Here is a 15,134-nt window from a genome sequence, read left to right as displayed (position 1 = left end):
AGGTTCCTTTTTCGCCGGGTAATGTATATTTGCAGCCGGATGGAAACAGGAAAATTGATTGACAATACCGTACATTTTGTGCGGGAAACACTAAAAAATGCCGAAGGTGGCCACGACTGGTGGCACATACACCGCGTTTGGACCAACGCCAAACTGATATCCCAAACCGAAAAAGCCGATCCTCTTATTGTTGAACTTGCCGCCTTGCTTCATGATATTGCCGACAGTAAATTTCATAACGGCGACGAAGAAATAGGGCCGCGCACTGCCGGCAACTATTTGTTGAGCCAGGGTGTTGATGCGGCTACCATTGAACATGTGCAGCAAATTATCCGGCATATGTCGTTTAAAGCAAGCTTTGATAAACAAACCTTCTACTCGCCCGAGCTGGCTATTGTACAGGATGCCGACAGGCTTGATGCCATTGGCGCTATTGGCATAGCCAGGGCCTTTAACTATGGTGGTTTTAAAGGGCGCGAAATTTACAATCCCGAAATTGAGCCCAATTTAAACATGAGCAAGGAAGAGTATAAAAATTCGCCCGCCCCCTCCATTAATCACTTTTACGAAAAATTATTACTGCTTAAAGATAAGATGAACACCCCAACCGGTCGCCAGCTGGCCGGGCAGCGTCATCAGTTTATGGTAGCTTATTTGCAGCAATTTTACCTGGAGTGCAAACCATAAGCCCCCATAATCGTTTCAGGATCAACTTTTACACATGAAAAAATCTTTACTTTTTATAACGCCGCTGTTGTGCACTATGCTTACAGCAAAGGCCCAGGATACGCTTAAACAGCAACGGTTTAATTTTCATTTCCAGCAAACGGTTATTACCCAGTATAAACCATCCTTCGGGGCCAATTATACCGGCGATAATAGTTTGCTTACCCAGTCAGAAACCCAAAGTTCCATCACCACCACGCTGTTTGGCGGGGCCAGGCTTTGGAAAGGGGCGTCGGCATTTTTTAACCCCGAACTGTCCGGCGGATCGGGCTTGAGTAAAACCCTGGGGGTTGCGGGTTTCCCCAATGGCGAAACTTTTCGCGTTGGCGGCTCGGAACCTAAAATTTATATTGCCCGTTTATACTTTACCCAAAACTTTGAATGGGGAAAAGAGAAAGATACCCTGCAGGATGAGAATAACCAGCTTGCCGGCTTAAAAAGTAAACGCTATTTTTCGGTTACCGCAGGTAAATTTGGCATGGCCGATTTTTACGATGGTAACGAATTTAGCCACGACCCACGCTCGCAGTTCATGAACTGGTCGCTGATGGATAACGGCGCCTGGGATTATCCCGCCAACACCCGCGGCTATGCCATGGGTATCCATACCGAATTAGGCATGCCCAACTGGACGCTGAGATTCGCCTTCACCATGTCGACAACTACCGCCAACGGCGCCATATGGGATGCCAAAGTTGGCAAAGCCAACACCCAGACCATGGAGTATGAAAGGCGCTATACTATCAATGGCAATAAAGGTACCGTCCGTATTTTAGGGTTCCGTAATAATGGCAAAATGGGTAACTACCGCGATGCCCTTGCCGCAAGCGCTGTTAACCCCGTGGTTGACACCAATTTAGTTTATGGCAAACACAAATATGGTTTCGGCATCAGTGCCGACCAGTACCTGAGTAAAGATTTTGGTGTATTCGCCAAATTGAGCTATAATGACGGCCATACTGAAACCTGGTATTTTACCGAGATAGACCGCTCGTTAAGTTTTGGCGGCGTGCTAAAAGGCAATTCCTGGAAACGCGACGACGACGAACTTGGGCTGGCATTTGTAGTAAACGGCCTATCGGCCCCACACCGCGATTACCTGGCCGCAGGTGGTTATGGTTTCATTATTGGCGATGGCAAGTTAAATTACAGCAACGAGCTGATTGCCGAGTTGTATTACAAAATTAACGCCTATCAAAAAAAATTCTGGCTTTCGCCCGATTACCAGTTTATTGTAAACCCGGCGTATAATAAAGACAGGGGGCCGGTGAATGTGTTTTCGTTAAGGGTACACGTGGAGTTTTAAATTTGATGTTGTATTTGAAAAAAGCCCGATACAACATTAAATTTGACGATGCCTAATACTTACACTCAATTATACATTCACTTCGTATTCGCTGTAAAATACAGAATGGCCATTATTCGGCCCGAATGGGAAGATGATTTGCATCGCTACATTACAGGTATCGTCCAAAACAATGGGCATAAGTTATTGGCGATAAATTCGGCGACAGATCATACACATCTTTTCATTGGTCTTAATCCTAAACAATCCATATCCGAGATAATGCGCCTTGTAAAAGGAGATAGTTCCGAAATGGTAAATAAGCAGGGATTTACTAAAAGAAAGTTTCAATGGCAGGAGGGTTATGGCGCATTTAGCAATAGCAAATCTCAAATTGATTCGGTGGCCAAGTATATTCTTGCCCAAAAAGAACACCATCAAAAGAAAACGTTTAAAGACGAGTATGTCGATATGCTAAAAAAACACGGTATTGAGTATGATGAAAGATACATATTTCACGATCTGTTAGACGATTAGAACTATCGAATCAGGTAGCCTCTACGAGGCAAAAATATCTTTGAGGTTTTTTCTACAAATAGGTTATCCCTACGGGATAGATTGGCATTGTTTAGTTAGGGTGATTCAGCTTGTTTAGTAGCGAATATAAATTAGTAGAAACTTGGGGTTTACTAACGTCTATTTTGATCGCCTTGTAGTTGTTGTCTAACGTGGATATTACGTTTAATTTTCCACGGGGATTGCGCCATTGGTGCTATCACTTGTAGAAAAATTATGGAGCCTTTAGCAATTGTAGATATCAGATTAATTCAGTAGTCAAGGATATTTTTGCCCAAAAAGAACATCATCAAAAGAAATCGTTTAGGGATGAGTACCTTGATATGCTAAAAAAGCACGGTATTGAGTATGATGAAAGGTACATATTTCACGATTTGTTAGACGATTAGCATTGTCAAATCAGGTAGCCTCTACGAGGCAAAAATATCTTGGGCCGTTTTTTCTACAAATAGGTTATCCCTACGGGATAGATTTGCATCGTTTAGTTAGGGTGATTCAGCTTGTTTAGTAGCGAATATAAATTAGTAGAAACTTGGGGTTTACTAACGTTGATTTTGACTGCCTTGTAGCTGCTACCTAACATTGGATATTACATATCTACGGGATTGCGCCATAGGCGCTACCAATTTGTAGAAAAAACAAGATAATTGCTTTTGCGCCGTAGGCGCTACCTAACTATCGAACTTTGCCTTGATTGCTACGGAGTAGCCAATCTGCATAAACAGTTGGCTTAACAACATTGATTCTGATTGTTTCTTAGCGGTTACCTAAATTGGGGTGTCACGTCTGATTATCTGCGGAGATTGCGCCGTAGGAGCTACTTAACTATCGAACTTTGTCTTGATTGCCACGGAGTAGCCAATCTGCATAAACAGTTGGTTTAACAACATTGATTCTGATTGTTTCATAGCGGTGACCTAAATTGTGGTGTCACGTCTGATTATCTGCGGAGATTGAGGCTGTCTCATAAGTAAGAGAACAGCCTCTTTTTCTTTTATTTATTCGGATAGGTGGCGGAGAACGTTTTTGTATAGACGATTCTCAGAGCCTCCATTTTACTTATGAGACAGCCTCTACCAATTTGTAGAAAGAAACAGGAAAAATAGGTTTTGCTCCGTAGGAACTATCGAACTTTACCTTGATTGCCCCCGAGCCGCAAATCTGTCAAAGCTTATTAAAAACCGAATTCACCTGAAGGACAGATTGTATTTATAAATTCGCATGCCAACCATAATTCAACCTTTTAACTTATCAGCGCAAGGGTGCCGAAATAAACCAGCATACAACCCGAACTTAAAAAGTTCATGCGCATGGCGTTTTTAAAATCAGCATGCGCTGTCGATTTTCCCACTTTGTAAAACCAGTAGTTGAAAAATAAAAATATAGGGAGCGCGCATACCAGGAAAAAGTAAAAGTTGGCCATTTTGCCCTCCATGTGCCAATAGTAAAATGAGCCGGCTATGCCCAGCGCAAACATGGCACCCGAAAAAATAAATGAGCCATTGTAGCCCAATAATAAACTGATTGTCCTGTCGCCGCGGCGGCTGTCTTCTTCGTGCTGGTAAACCTGGGTGAGCGGGTACGATGCGCCAATGAGGCACGAACAAATTGCCCCGGCTACAATAAACCCGGTATCCCAATGCATGAACAGGCTGAGCCCGCTTAATGCCGAATAGGTGACGTAATAAATAAAACATCCCTGGAAAATAAACACCGTTAAAAAACTGATGATGGCGTACTTTTTTAACCGCGTAGCCGGATGGCTGTACAATTTAGACATGATGCCATAAATAAGTACCGCCACCGCAAACTCCCAGCTAATTAAAAAACCCAGGCCAAAGGCCAGTGCCTCCAGCAGGATAGAAAAATAGTACAGGCTGATATCAACCTCGGGCGGTTTTTCCAGCAGGCCAATGCTATCCTCGTCCTTATCAAAATAACTGTTATACCCGTTACTGGCCGGGAACGCCAGAAAATGCCAGATAAAAAATATAAGCACAGCCTGCCCCGGCTGCACAAATGTGGCCTGGCTAAAAGCAAACAGGTAAACAGGCAACAAAAAAACAGAGAAAACAAAACGCATGTGGGCCCAGGCCGATGGTGTTGGGATTAATTGTTTCAATTTCATGCGGGCAGATTTATATCCATAGGTAAAAGCAACCAATACTATTTGTTGAAACGTATTAAACCTGCAGCAGGTTGCTTAATCTTACTAATGTAAAAATTAGTTACAGATAAATTATTATGTTTGAAAATCACCTTAGCAGCAGTATGACCAGGAAACTATTTAGCATTGCAATTTTATTTTTTTTAGCAGCAAACACGTTTGCGCAAAATAAAGTAACCAAATCGGCAGTTACTTTTAAAATCAAAAATCTGGGCTTCAATGTCGAAGGCTCTTTTGGGGGCTTTAATGCCGATATTAATTTTAAGCCAGCCAGCCTCGCAACAAGCTCGATAGAGGCCTCGGTGGCATCAAACACAGTGAATACCGATAATGAAAGCCGCGACAACCACCTGAAGAGCGAAGACTACTTTGATGCGGCTAAATATCCAAAGATCATTTTAAAGTCAGTTTCATTTAAACATAAAAGCGGAAACAACTATACCGGCAGTTTTAACGTAACTATCAGAGACAAAACAAAACTGATAGAAATACCTTTTACGTATGTTGAAGCAGGTAGCAGTGCCACGTTTAAAGGCGATTTCCAGGTTTTAAGGACAGATTTTGGCGTTGGGGGCAAAAACGTGATTTTATCCAACGAGGCCAATGTTTCGATAGAAACCGAGATCAGCAAATAAAGTCGTTAAGTCGAAAGTTCTAAGTCGAAAAAGACTTACGACTTAGGACTTCAGACTTAAATAAAGCTAAATTTAAATGGAGAGTTGCATCAGTGCCATTGGGATAGCAAATCCCCATAACCGGATAGCCCAGCAGGATATTTACCATTTTATGGTGAATGCTTTCGGGTTGGATGCAACTAACGCCGCGCGGTTAAAAAGTATTTACGATAATTCTGGTATCGATTACCGGTACTCGGTGATCCCGGATTTTGGCGAACCAGATCCATCCAACTATACCTTTTTTGATACATCCGGAAGCTTTACCCCTTTTCCGGATACCCGCAAACGCTTAAAACTTTACCAGGATGAGGCTATCACTATTGCCATAAATGCGGTTAAAAATTGCCTGGCCGGTTTTGGAGCCGATGTTATCAAACAAATTACTCATTTGGTTACCATAAGCTGTACGGGCATGCATGCCCCCGGCATTGATATTGAACTGGTAGAAAAACTGGAACTTAACCGCGATACCGAACGTACCTGTATTAATTTTATGGGTTGTTACGGCGCCATAAACGGCCTTAAAGTTGCCGATTATATTTGCCGTGCCAATCCCGAAGCCAAGGTTTTGGTAGTAAGCGTGGAGTTGTGCACCCTCCATTTTCAAAAAGATAACACGCTGGACAACTGGGTGGCCAACTCCCTGTTTTCTGACGGGGCCGCCGCGGTATTGGTAGAGAACACATCGCAACGGCTGGGGACTGGCACCAACCTTACCTTAAAAAACTTTTACTCGGAATTTGTGACCGAAGCCCGCGACGATATGGGCTGGTATGTGGGTAACACAGGGTTCGAGATGAAACTAACCTCACGGGTATCAAAACAGATCAAAAAAAACATCAAGGCTTTAACTAGCCGCTTTTTGCAAAAGGCAAAACTTAATGCCGATGAAATAACCGCCTATGCAGTACATCCCGGTGGCCGTAAAATACTGGAGGCTGTTGAGGATGCGCTGGAACTACCCGAGGAAAGCAACGCTTTTGCCTATGAAACCCTGCAGCAGTATGGTAATATGTCATCAGCTACCATCCTGTTTGTATTGCAAAAAATGCTTAAGGCCGAAAACCTGGTTGACCAAAAAATCATGAGTTTTGCTTTTGGGCCGGGGTTAACGGTTGAGGGTATGATATTGGAAATGTGCTAATAAGCCTATGAACGATATAATTATAGTTGGCGGCGGCCTTGCGGGATTATTTAACGCGATACTATTAAACCGCGCCGGCTTAAAAGTCACCCTTATCGAAAAAAAAACATACCCCATGCACCGGGTATGTGGCGAATACATCTCTAACGAAGTAATCCCTTTTTTAAATACTTTAGATATTAACCTCGAGCAGTTTAATGTTGCCCGCATTAACAGGTTAGAGGTTACCGCTGCCTCGGGCGTTAAATTTGCTCAAAAGCTTGATCTGGGCGGCTTTGGGCTAAGCAGGTATACCTTCGATAATTTTTTATACCACAAGGCTACAATAGAAGGCGTAATTTTCATGACAGGCACAAGGGTGGAGGATGTGCGCTACGCCGGCAATCAGTTTGAGGTGGTTACACCTGGCGAAGTGTTAACGGCGCCGTTGGTAATAGGCTCATTCGGCAAACGGTCAAACCTCGATCAAAAACTGAAGCGGCCCTTTTTTTATAAACGCAGCCCCTACCTGGCCGTAAAATTTCATATAAAAATGGATTTGCCGCAGGATCTTATCCAGCTTAATAATTATAAAGATGGCTATTGCGGCGTAAGCAAAACCGATGGCGACAGGTATTGCATGTGCTACATGGCGCACCGGGATGACCTGCGCAAATACGGTAGTTTGCAGGGATTAGAAGAAAACATTATCCGCAAAAACCCCTATCTCGACGATATATTTGCCAATGCCGACTTTTTACTGGATAAGCCGGAGGTGATTAACGAGATATCGTTTGAAAAGAAAGCCCCGGTTGATAACCATATTTTAATGAGCGGCGATACCGCCGGAATGATAGCGCCATTGTGTGGCAACGGCATGACCATGGCTATCCACTCGGCCAAAATCCTGTCGGATAAAATTATCAGCCATTATAAAACCGGCAAATTTCATGAAGATAACCGCATAGCTTTAGAGGCCGATTATACCGATGCCTGGAACCGGCAATTTGCGCAGCGGTTATGGGTAGGCCGGCAATTGCAGCGCCTGTTTGGCAATAACAATACAACAGCGCTTACACTTCGCCTGTTAAACGGCTTGCCGCCATTATCCAGGTACCTGATTAGTAAAACTCACGGAAAACCTTTTTCATAAGGCTATTGTATTGATACCATGCCCAATTTAAAACACCGCGCCTTTGATGCCGAAATCATGGACGACCTAAACTTGCCCGACAGTGAGATAGCCCCCGTGCTGGAAGGTTTAGGCAAGGTAAATTCGTGGTTTGGCGGGCATAAGGAAGCCATTACGTCTATAAAAAACTTCCCCGTAAAACAGGGCTATTCCATAAGCGATTGGGGTTGCGGTGGCGGCGACACGCTTATCGCCATTGCCAAATGGGCAACGCAACAACAGATGCCCCTAAAGCTTACCGGCATTGATGCTGCCCCCGCAGCTATAAACTATGCACGCAATGCATCCAAAACGTTTGCTAATATTAGCTACGTGCGGGCCGATGTGATAAACGATACTCCTTTGTTAGGCAAGCACGATATCATTATCAGCAATTTGTTTACCCATCATTTTGACGACGAACACTGGATCACGATGATTAAAAACATGTATGCATCGGCCCAAAAGGGAATAATCATTACCGATTTGCACCGCCATTGGGTATTATACTATGCGGTTATTTTCATTACACATGTGTTAACCCGTAATAAAATGGTACGTTACGATGGGCCACTATCTGTTAAACGGGGCTTTAAAAAGCAGGAGTTATTAACACTGCTAAAAAAAGCACAAATTGATAACTTTAAATTAACATGGAAGTGGCCATTCCGCTGGGCTTTAGTGATCTATAAATTGTAGCTTTACGCTATGAATTTGCGTGTACTGGTTTTAATTACCGCAACTGGGGTTGCCATAACCCTATCGGCGGTTAACTTTTATTTTCAGCATAAATGGTATGATGTGATGGTTACTTTCACCATCACCATAGCGGTAAGCTACTTTGTATTTTACTACTTGATAGAAAAGTATATTTACTCGCGCATCAAACTTATTTACAAACTCATTCACAATTTAAAGCTTGGCCGCGATTTGCGAGATGCCCTGGGCGAACATGTAACCGCCAACCCCATTGATGATGTGGAGCAGGAGGTAAAAGAATGGGCCAAACAAAAAAAATCGGAGATTGACGACCTGCGCAAGCAGGAAAAATTCCGTCGCGATTTTTTATCCAATATCTCGCACGAGTTTAAAACCCCGCTTTTTGCCATACAGGGATACATTGAAGCATTGCAGGATGACGACATGGAAGACCGCGAGATGGCGCGCCAGTTCCTTGAAAAAGCCTCTAAAAATGTGGATAGGTTAAGCTACCTTATTAAGGACCTGGATGAGATTTCGAAGCTGGAATCGGGCGAAATACCCATCAATTACAGCAAGTTTAAAATAAACGACCTGATTAAAGAAGTTTTTGAATCGCTTGAGATAAAAGGCAAGCAGTATAAAATAAAGCTGATATTTAAGCAGAAATATGATGAAGGTATTATTGTATATGCCGACAGGGAAAAAATAAGGCAGGTATTGGTTAACCTGATTGATAACTCATTTAAATACGGTAAAGAAGAAGGAAGCACATCATTAAGCCTTTTTGTACTTGACGACCAGGTTTTGGTGGAGGTTACCGACGATGGCATTGGCATCGAAGAAAAGTTTTTGCCTCGCCTGTTCGAGCGTTTTTACCGTACAGATACCAGCCGGTCGCGCCAAATTGGGGGCTCTGGATTGGGCCTGGCCATTGTAAAACACATTATTGAGGCGCACCAGCAAACCATTAATGTGCGCAGTACCGAAGGTTTGGGATCAACTTTTGGCTTTACTTTGCAAAGAGCAAAACAAACTTTACCTTTCCCCAACATACCAGTGTTAAAAAGTTAACATTAATTTAACATAGCAACCGTACCTTTACACCAATTTTAAGCATCATGTCATTAAACAGCATTTTCCAGTACTTTGTACCTAAGGACAAAAAAATATTTTTTCCTTTATTTGAGCAGGCAGCAAACAATGTCGTAGCAATGGCTACTATTTTGGTAGAAGCTGTTAACTCCAATAACACTACCACCCGCGAAGAGCTGTTTAAACAAATTGACAAGCTTGAAAATAAAGGCGATGAATTTACCCACCAGATATACCTTGAACTGGGCAAAAATTTTATTACCCCTTTTGACCGCGAAGATATCCACGCGTTAGCTACAGCTATTGATGATGTTGCCGATTACATCCAGGGCGCAGCCAACCGCATGAGCCTTTACCGGATAGATGATTTTAACGAGCACATCCGTAAACTATCTGACCTGATCCTACAGGCAAGCATCGACCTGGAGAAGGCCGTGCGCGAGTTAAAGGATCTGCGCAACGTGCGCAACATTGCCGATTCATGCATCAGGATAAACAGCGTGGAAAACCAGGCCGATTATGTTTTTGACCGTGCCGTGGCCGATTTATTCCTTTACGAAAAAGATGCTATCCGCCTGATAAAATATAAAGAAATCCTGGCCGCCCTTGAAACCGCAACAGATATGTGCGAAGACGCGGCCAACGTAATGGAATCTATTTTAGTTAAAAACGCTTAAGCATACCTAATCATCACTAAATGGTTACCTCCCTACTTGTTGTTATAGTTTTACTTGCACTCGTTTTTGATTACACCAACGGTTTTCATGATGCTGCCAACTCTATTGCAACCATCGTATCAACAAAAGTACTTACACCTTTTCAGGCTGTATTGCTTGCCGCTGTATTTAACTTTGCCGCGTACTTTTTTATAAAAGACCATAAGGTGGCCAATACAGTATCAAAAATTGTGTTGGAGCATTACGTTACCCTGCACGTAATATTGGCTGGCTTGGTGGCCGCTATATCCTGGAATTTAATTACCTGGTGGTTTGGTATCCCCTCAAGTTCATCGCATACACTAATTGGCGGCTTTGCCGGCGCCGGTATGACCAACGCTATTTATATGGGTGCAAATGCACTGCACGCCATCGAGATGCAGTATGTGCTTAAAATCATCGCTTATATTGTATTGGCTCCGTTTATTGGTTTACTTATAGCCTACGTGGTAACTATTTTGATATTAAACATTTGTAAACGCGCAAAGCCTGCTACTGCCGAGCGTTGGTTTAAAAGGCTGCAACTAATATCGGCAGCGGCATTAAGCTTTGCACACGGCGGTAACGATGCCCAAAAGGTAATGGGCATATTATATGTAACCTTAATTGCGGGCAAGGTAATTCATGCAGGTGCAGCTATGCCCGAGTGGATTCCGCTGGCTTGTTATACCGCTATTGCAGCTGGTACCATGAGCGGTGGCTGGAAAATTGTTAAAACCATGGGGTCAAAAATAACTAAAGTAACCCCGCTGGAAGGCGTAAGTGCCGAAACAGCAGGCGCCATTACCCTGTTTATTACCGAAAGGTTTGGTATCCCGGTTTCTACCACGCATACTATCACCGGCTCTATCATTGGGGTTGGTTTAACTAAACGTGTATCTGCTGTACGCTGGGGTGTAACCATTAACCTTATCTGGGCCTGGATTATCACCATTCCAATTTCTGCGTTAATTGCTGCAGGCGTATTTGCCCTGTTAAAAGTGTTGGGATAATTTGCTGGCGGTTGGCTTTATTTTTTGCTAATTTTAGCCCAAATGAAAAAACAGATATTAATCCTTACAGCGTTGCTGTCCTTTATAACCCTAAGCAGCTGCGATACGCTAAACCAGGTAGCCCAGGCGGCAACAACCAATGCGCAGGGAACACCTACTACGTTTGAGATAGGAAACGGCCTTAAGCAGGCCCTTGAAATAGGTACCGGCAAAAGCTCGGATAAGCTATCGGCAATAGATGGTTTTTTGAAAAACGCCGAAGTTAAAATACTATTCCCGCCCGAAGCGCAAAAAGCAGAGCGAACACTACGCAGCATAGGGCTGGGCAGCCTTTGCGATAACGTGATAACTTCTATTAACCACGCCGCCGAAGATGCGGCTGTAAAAGCCAAACCCATATTTATTGGCGCCATAAAGCAAATGACCCTGCAGGATGTTACCAACATTTTGTTAGGCAGCCAGGATGCGGCAACACAGTACTTTAAAAAAACAACAACTTTACAATTGGCCGGCCAGTTTAAACCCGTAATTCAGGCAAGCCTGAACAAAGTTGGCGCTACAAAATATTACACTGATGCCGCGCAGGCCTATAACAAAGTACCGTTTGTATCAAAAATTAACCCCGATATTACCGACTATGTAACCCAAAAAGCCATTGATGGCTTATTTGTAGAGATTGCAAAAGAGGAACTGAACATTCGCCAAAACCTGGGCGCGCGTACAACGCCATTGCTGCAAAAGGTGTTTTCTTTTGCCGATAAGAAGAAAAGCGGGCAGTAATCTTAAAAAGACTTAACCCACTCGTCATTGCGAGGTACGAAGCAATCCCCTACTTGCCAAATCTCGCGTAGTTCGGGATTGCTTCGTACCTCGCAATGACGGATGATAATACAAAAGGCCAATCGCAAAACGATTGGCCTTTTATGTTAAATCTGCACATCTTCCGCACCCCTACCCCAATATCTCCTTTATATCATCCGCAGTAAGCGATTTGATAAAACTCTCTTCGGTGGTAATTAAAGCGCGGCTCAGGCTTAATTTACGCTGCTGCAGGGCAAGTATCTTCTCTTCAACCGAATCTTTGGTGATAAATTTGTAAATGAACACGTTTTTGGTTTGCCCAATACGGTGGGTACGGTCAATGGCCTGCTGTTCAACTGCCGGGTTCCACCAGGGGTCAAGGATAAATACATAGTCGGCCTCGGTAAGGTTAAGGCCTACACCACCTGCCTTTATAGATATCAGGAACACCCTGGTTTTTTTATCCTCCTGGAATTGTTTAACCACATCGCCCCGGTTTTGGGTGCCGCCGTCAAGGTATACATATGATATCCCCTCACGCTCCAGGTGCTCGCGGTAAATGGCAAGCTGCTTTACAAACTGCGAGAATATCAACACTTTGTGCCCGCCGTCCAACACACTGGCCAGGGTGTGTACAACATTCTCAAATTTCCCGCTGTCGCCCTCGTAATCCTTATCAATCATGAGGGGATGGTTGGCTATCTGCCTTAGTTTAATCAGGCCTTGTAATACCTGTATCTGGGTTTTGGCAAAGGTGCCATCCTCCAGGCTTTTCAGCAATTCGTTGCGGTATTCTGATTTTATTTTTTCATATACCGATGCCTGCTCCTCGCTCATCTCGCAGTAAAGCAGGGTCTCTGTTTTTGGCGGCAGTTCTGTAGCTACTTGCTCTTTGGTGCGGCGCAGCACAAAAGGTTTAATGAGCGCCTGTAGCTTTCGGGCTTTATCCTCGTCCTTTTTCTTTTCTATGGGCGTAACAAACTCGTTCTGAAAAAACTGCTGGTTACCCAACAGCCCGGGATTTATAAACGACATCTGCGTCCATAAGTCGTTAACCGAATTTTCAACCGGCGTACCGCTCAATATCAGTTTAAAACGCGACTTAAGCTGCTTAACTGCCTGGAATGATTTTGACGACGGATTTTTGATATTCTGGCTTTCATCAAGTATCACATAATCAAAAAAGTAGTCCTTAAACATTTCGATATCTATCCGGCTGATGCCGTATGTGGTAATAACCACATCATAGTTGGCAAACACATCTGCCGATCGATATCGTAACGTGCCGGTATGTACCATCAGCCTCAACTGCGGTGTAAATTTTTTTGCCTCGTTAAGCCAGTTGTATATCAACGATGTCGGCATAATCACCAGCGATGTGCTCTTGCTGCCCTCTGCTTCGGTAAACTCCTTATGTTTTTGCAGCAGGGCCAGCGTTTGTATCGTTTTACCAAGCCCCATGTCATCGGCAAGGCAACCACCAAAATGGTATTGTTTTAAAAAGTGAAACCAGTTATAGCCTGCTTTTTGATAAGCCCGCAAGTTGCCTTCAAAATTTACCGGCATCTCAATTTCTTCCAGTTCTTCAAAATTGGTAAGCCTTTGTAGCTTGCGGGTCATGGTAACGTTGGCCATTTCGCCTTCGGCCAGGTCATTAACCAGGCCTATATGGTGGCGCCGCAGTCGTAACTCATTACCTCCCTCGGTGAAATGCAACAGGTTACCATATTGCGAAAACCATTTTTCGGGGATAACAGCAATCTCGCCTGATGGCAAAACAAATTCCTTTTTATGATTAAGAATATGGTTTTTTAGCTGGATAAAAGGAATGCGGTATGGCCCAAACCAAACAATGGCGTTAATGTCAAACCAGTCGTTGTTTTCAGAAACTTCAAGGTCTATTTTACTGTTTCCAAAAACATACCGCTTTTGCCCTTCGGGTTGCTCTATTTCAAAACCCTGCTCTGTTAGCTGTTTATGATGCTGGTTAAGCCATTCAAATACCGAGAAAGAATGATCAGCGTCTTCATCGTGCTTATTATCAACCTCCAGGTTTTGAAACAAACTGGAGGTAGTTTTAAGACCTAATTGCTCCAACTGAGCCATTTTGCCCTTTTCCCAGGTGCCCGAGCGTTTAATGCGGTGGAACAGGTAATCGTCGCCATTTTTTTCCATCCGTACCGATACTGTACGGCCATCGCCGTAAGGGAAAATGTAGCCGGCATACTTAAAGTACAACTGCAGCTGCGATGTACCTCCCTCTACATAAATAGGTTTTACAACCGGCTGCGCATCATACTTTTCGGTATTTATAGTAAACCCTTCGGCATATACATTGTGCTTCTCAATTAGCGGCGCAACAAACTTTTCAAAGTAAGATTGCTCTGACGACCTGGGGATGGCGATAAAGCGCTTATTCAGGAACGGCACCAGTTTTTTACCTTCTATCTCTTTATCAAAATAATACAGAGTATCGTCAAGCAGCATCCAGGCCGGGTGGTTACAAATGATCTCGGCATTTTTAAACATGAATTCGATGCGCATCCCCTGGTATTTAATCGTAGGGAAATACCTTATCTCCTCCTCGTTTCGCCTGAAATGGAACAGCACGCTGGCAGGCTCAGTTGCTATCTGCAGCTTTCGCTCGCCGGGATAACCCTCCTTACTCATCTGGTAAACCTTTTTGCCGGCTTGCATCAGCAGGTTCAGCGCTTCGGCCATCCGTTTCTCCAGCTTAGGGCGAATGGTATCAAATAATGTTTCGTTAAATATCTTGGCAAAAAATTCAAACGGCCGGATAGGCTTTTTATAAAAGCGCTTAATTACGTTGCCCTGCTCCATCTCCTCCAAAACCTTGATAAGCTTAATATCAACCTCATCAATACAATGAATAAACTCTTTTGCCGTATTGGAAAATAAGCGCTGGTGGGTTAATGAAAATTCGCCGTTGGGGTTAAGCTGAACGATGTGCGGCTCAATTACATAGCCAAGGTAGTCATGCTTTGCAATGGCATAAATAATCTGGCATGGTTTTGTACTGTCTACTCGTAGCATTAACTTTTGATAAAAAATTAATAGAAGCTACATCAACAAAAAATTCAAACGT

The 15,134-nt window shown here is 43.5% G+C and carries 13 protein-coding genes; 11 read left to right on the top strand and 2 right to left on the bottom strand.

The features are described from left to right. Positions 1 to 39: 39 nt before the first annotated feature. Genes FSB76_RS14435 through tnpA form a run of 3 tightly spaced genes read left to right on the top strand, consistent with a single transcriptional unit; the run spans position 40 to position 2,548 of the window. Entirely contained in the window at positions 40 to 687 is a 648-nt protein-coding gene (locus tag FSB76_RS14435; RefSeq protein WP_147054466.1) for an HD domain-containing protein, read from the top strand. A 34-nt stretch (positions 688 to 721) separates the two neighbouring features. Continuing rightward, a complete protein-coding gene (locus tag FSB76_RS14430) occupies positions 722 to 2,032 on the top strand; it encodes a carbohydrate porin (RefSeq protein ID WP_147054464.1) in 1,311 nt (436 codons plus the stop codon). A 48-nt stretch (positions 2,033 to 2,080) separates the two neighbouring features. After that, positions 2,081 to 2,548 carry an IS200/IS605 family transposase gene (tnpA, locus tag FSB76_RS14425; protein ID WP_147054462.1) on the top strand — a complete coding sequence of 156 codons (468 nt, stop codon included), beginning with the start codon at positions 2,081 to 2,083 and terminating at the stop codon, positions 2,546 to 2,548. Positions 2,549 to 3,830: 1,282 nt separating this feature from the next. Here the strand turns inward: tnpA and FSB76_RS14420 are convergent. After that, on the bottom strand, positions 3,831 to 4,715 hold the full coding sequence (locus tag FSB76_RS14420; RefSeq protein ID WP_147054460.1) for a UbiA family prenyltransferase: 885 nt from the start codon (positions 4,713 to 4,715) through the stop codon (positions 3,831 to 3,833). 143 nt (positions 4,716 to 4,858) lie between these two features. On the opposite strand from FSB76_RS14420, the gene FSB76_RS14415 reads away from it, so the two are divergent. From FSB76_RS14415 to FSB76_RS14380, 8 genes are all read left to right on the top strand, one after another. Next, positions 4,859 to 5,389 (top strand): YceI family protein, encoded by a 531-nt coding sequence (locus FSB76_RS14415; RefSeq protein WP_158642901.1) that lies wholly within the window; start codon positions 4,859 to 4,861, stop codon positions 5,387 to 5,389. Positions 5,390 to 5,465: 76 nt separating this feature from the next. Next, the gene (locus tag FSB76_RS14410) at positions 5,466 to 6,575 is read left to right on the top strand and encodes a type III polyketide synthase (RefSeq protein WP_147054457.1); all 1,110 of its coding nucleotides are present in this window, start codon (positions 5,466 to 5,468) and stop codon (positions 6,573 to 6,575) included. A 7-nt stretch (positions 6,576 to 6,582) separates the two neighbouring features. Then, positions 6,583 to 7,707: an NAD(P)/FAD-dependent oxidoreductase gene (locus FSB76_RS14405; protein ID WP_147054455.1), complete on the top strand. Its 1,125-nt coding sequence runs from the start codon at positions 6,583 to 6,585 to the stop codon at positions 7,705 to 7,707. Between the two features lie 18 nt (positions 7,708 to 7,725). After that, the gene (locus FSB76_RS14400) at positions 7,726 to 8,424 is read left to right on the top strand and encodes a methyltransferase domain-containing protein (RefSeq protein ID WP_147054453.1); all 699 of its coding nucleotides are present in this window, start codon (positions 7,726 to 7,728) and stop codon (positions 8,422 to 8,424) included. Between the two features lie 9 nt (positions 8,425 to 8,433). Further along, positions 8,434 to 9,498 (top strand): sensor histidine kinase, encoded by a 1,065-nt coding sequence (locus FSB76_RS14395; protein WP_090638707.1) that lies wholly within the window; start codon positions 8,434 to 8,436, stop codon positions 9,496 to 9,498. Between the two features lie 47 nt (positions 9,499 to 9,545). Beyond that, positions 9,546 to 10,196, top strand: coding sequence for a DUF47 domain-containing protein (locus FSB76_RS14390; protein ID WP_147054451.1), 651 nt, complete (start codon positions 9,546 to 9,548; stop codon positions 10,194 to 10,196). A 20-nt stretch (positions 10,197 to 10,216) separates the two neighbouring features. Further along, complete coding sequence (locus FSB76_RS14385) at positions 10,217 to 11,227, top strand: inorganic phosphate transporter (RefSeq protein ID WP_147054449.1); 1,011 nt, start codon at positions 10,217 to 10,219, stop codon at positions 11,225 to 11,227. Positions 11,228 to 11,269: 42 nt separating this feature from the next. Next, on the top strand, positions 11,270 to 12,007 hold the full coding sequence (locus FSB76_RS14380; protein WP_147054447.1) for a DUF4197 domain-containing protein: 738 nt from the start codon (positions 11,270 to 11,272) through the stop codon (positions 12,005 to 12,007). A 171-nt stretch (positions 12,008 to 12,178) separates the two neighbouring features. Here FSB76_RS14380 and FSB76_RS14375 read toward each other — a convergent pair whose 3' ends face one another. Next, a complete protein-coding gene (locus FSB76_RS14375; RefSeq protein WP_147054445.1) occupies positions 12,179 to 15,082 on the bottom strand; it encodes a DEAD/DEAH box helicase in 2,904 nt (967 codons plus the stop codon). Between the last annotated feature and the right edge of the window lie 52 nt (positions 15,083 to 15,134).

The sequence above is a fragment of the Mucilaginibacter ginsenosidivorax genome, assembly GCF_007971525.1.
GTDB lineage: Bacteria > Bacteroidota > Bacteroidia > Sphingobacteriales > Sphingobacteriaceae > Mucilaginibacter > Mucilaginibacter ginsenosidivorax.
Note: the sequence above shows the minus strand (reverse complement) of the source record. Positions and strands in the feature narration are given on the sequence as shown.

Excerpts from the sequence above, each read along its gene's own strand:
- FSB76_RS14430 (WP_147054464.1), top strand. The coding sequence starts at position 722 with ATGAAAAAATCTTTACTTTTTATAACGCCGCTGTTGTGCACTATGCTT.
- FSB76_RS14395 (WP_090638707.1), top strand. The coding sequence starts at position 8,434 with ATGAATTTGCGTGTACTGGTTTTAATTACCGCAACTGGGGTTGCCATA.
- FSB76_RS14385 (WP_147054449.1), top strand. The coding sequence starts at position 10,217 with ATGGTTACCTCCCTACTTGTTGTTATAGTTTTACTTGCACTCGTTTTT.
- FSB76_RS14420 (WP_147054460.1), bottom strand. The coding sequence starts at position 4,715 with ATGAAATTGAAACAATTAATCCCAACACCATCGGCCTGGGCCCACATG.
- FSB76_RS14390 (WP_147054451.1), top strand. The coding sequence starts at position 9,546 with ATGTCATTAAACAGCATTTTCCAGTACTTTGTACCTAAGGACAAAAAA.
- tnpA (WP_147054462.1), top strand. The coding sequence starts at position 2,081 with ATGCCTAATACTTACACTCAATTATACATTCACTTCGTATTCGCTGTA.
- FSB76_RS14410 (WP_147054457.1), top strand. The coding sequence starts at position 5,466 with ATGGAGAGTTGCATCAGTGCCATTGGGATAGCAAATCCCCATAACCGG.
- FSB76_RS14435 (WP_147054466.1), top strand. The coding sequence starts at position 40 with ATGGAAACAGGAAAATTGATTGACAATACCGTACATTTTGTGCGGGAA.
- FSB76_RS14405 (WP_147054455.1), top strand. The coding sequence starts at position 6,583 with ATGAACGATATAATTATAGTTGGCGGCGGCCTTGCGGGATTATTTAAC.
- FSB76_RS14375 (WP_147054445.1), bottom strand. The coding sequence starts at position 15,082 with ATGCTACGAGTAGACAGTACAAAACCATGCCAGATTATTTATGCCATT.
- FSB76_RS14415 (WP_158642901.1), top strand. The coding sequence starts at position 4,859 with ATGACCAGGAAACTATTTAGCATTGCAATTTTATTTTTTTTAGCAGCA.
- FSB76_RS14400 (WP_147054453.1), top strand. The coding sequence starts at position 7,726 with ATGCCCAATTTAAAACACCGCGCCTTTGATGCCGAAATCATGGACGAC.
- FSB76_RS14380 (WP_147054447.1), top strand. The coding sequence starts at position 11,270 with ATGAAAAAACAGATATTAATCCTTACAGCGTTGCTGTCCTTTATAACC.